At 61.3% G+C, this 1,932-nt stretch carries 1 protein-coding gene and 2 pseudogenes; all 3 read right to left on the bottom strand.

Translation table 11 applies throughout. The features are described from left to right. Window positions 1-628, bottom strand: a pseudogene (locus tag EOA85_RS34070) (M23 family peptidase); the annotation flags it as partial. Beyond that, window positions 625-1,131 carry a DUF1036 domain-containing protein gene (locus EOA85_RS34065; RefSeq protein WP_206523448.1) on the bottom strand — a complete coding sequence of 169 codons (507 nt, stop codon included), beginning with the start codon at window positions 1,129-1,131 and terminating at the stop codon, window positions 625-627. The gene EOA85_RS34065 and the pseudogene EOA85_RS34070, both read right to left, overlap by 4 nt. 11 nt (window positions 1,132-1,142) lie before the next feature. Continuing rightward, a pseudogene (locus EOA85_RS34060) lies at window positions 1,143-1,932 on the bottom strand (serine/threonine protein kinase); the annotation flags it as partial.

Genomic DNA, 1,932 nt, shown 5'->3' with positions numbered 1-1,932 from the left:
GGGTTTTCCGGAACGTGGGAAGGGCTGCCTCGCTTGAATCGATTGTTTCGCCCCAACCTGCTTCGGCATCATCGGCGTCCACCTGCGGGTCCGAAGCAACCGGAGCCTCGTTTAGAACGGGCGGTGGCTGAACATCGTCTTGCAGATCGTTGGATGACGCCGGCGCGGTCTGTCGCTGTGCCTGGAAGAATGCGAAGTCTTCTTGCGTGGACGGTATCGTTGTCATGAACTTTTCGCTGGCGCTAAGCATCACGTCAGCCAGAATCTCGATCTGGGGAGAAACTCCAGCCTGATCGAGTCCTGCCGGGCGCGGGATCACTTGGCTTTTTGTTGCGGCGTCGGTGTCGGGCGCAAGGGTGATCCACATCGGGTCTCCTGCGAGATCGATGATGGCAGGCACATAGACCGATGCATCGGCGGGCACATCGTCGGTTCCCTCGACGGCCTGCAACTCCTCATCCTCGTCGCCAAACGACCAATAATCCGCGGTGAGATAGAAGCCGGCAGCGGTCGACAACAGGACAGCCACGGCAAGACCGGCAAGCAGCCTGCGCCAGAGCCTGCGTCTGCGCAGGGCGGCGCGCGCCTGCTTTTTCAACCTGAAGCTTGTGTCGATACTGTGCGTCACGGATTGCTTCCGGTCAGAAAAAAGGTCCACCGCACCTGTTCAAGCGTATCGACTTCGAGAAATCGTGCGGCGATATGGCCGCGCTGCCAGCATTCATCGATGCCGCGTATCGAGAAACGCCGCCGGTCGATGCACATTTCGGTCGACCCGGTCAGGGTCGCATGGCCAAAGACGTCCGTCGCATAGATGTAAATGTAGCGGTTGGTGAGTTCCTCGCGGATGACGTTCACGCACTGATTTGCGCCGATGGTCCACCAGCCATCGGTCTGGTCCGCATTGTCGACCTTCTGGCCGACAGCGAGATTGACGACGTCGAGCGTCTGATTGCAGACGGTGAATTCGGCGCGCGCTTCGTGGGACGACAGGAGAGCCAGCAATGTCGCGCCCAACATGACCGCAAGTCTGATACGGCCTCTCAGGCCAAGCAGGCCGCGAAGCTGGTCACGCTGACTGTTGGGCGGGACAGTTGTCAGGAAGGAAATGCGCGAGCGGCGGTGGTCCATCGGAGTTCATGCTACCCGCCGAGCCGGAAGTACTTTGCCGTTGCGGAGAACTCAGCTCGGTTGGCGTCGATCTCATCGAGAATCCTGGGCAGCAGCAGCGCGGCTGGTGTCGGCGCGGAGAACGCCGCAGCCTGAATATCCTGTGGACCCGTGATCACCATTATGATCTGCGGCACGACCTTGCCGGCCGCCTTGTCGGCTGCGCCGAGATCGATCGGAATGTTGAAAGTGGCCTTGTCCGCTTGCGCCTGGATACGATCGTCAAGGCTGAATGCCATGCCCCTGTGGTCGATCAGCAGCACGCTGGAAATAAGGCCGCCATGCGTCACCAGCTTGCCGCCGATCGGCGAGCCGCTTGGCACCGTCGTTCGATCGAGAACAAGCTGCGGCTTGTCAGCCGGCATCTGGTCAAGAAAGCGCAGAAAGTTGGTGACTTCGCATTGAGCCGGCTCAATGAGGCGGACGCTGATGTCCGGTTCGACACGGAATCTTGCCTGGAAATCGGACAACATTCGTTCGAATGGCTGGACCTCCGTGCCCAATCCTTCGATCGCAACGGCGGCCTCGGTTGCCGACGTCAACGTCGCATAGAAACAGTCGCCGCCGTTGAAGTCGCGCACCCAGGAGACCCGTTGCGCAGCGTGGTCGAGGGCATTTTTCGGCGGCAGATCCGGTCTCGGCACGTTCAAGGCAACAGTGGCCTCGCCCGGCTGTTTGCCTGGCGCCGGCTCGTACCGCTGCCGTTTTGCGCCCGCATCATCCGTCTGGCTTGCGGCGGGCTCGGGCGCCCCCGCCGCCGCC

Source organism: Mesorhizobium sp. M5C.F.Ca.IN.020.29.1.1, assembly GCF_003997375.1.
Lineage (GTDB): Bacteria > Pseudomonadota > Alphaproteobacteria > Rhizobiales > Rhizobiaceae > Mesorhizobium > Mesorhizobium wenxiniae.
This window is presented reverse-complemented; position numbering and strand designations above follow the sequence as displayed.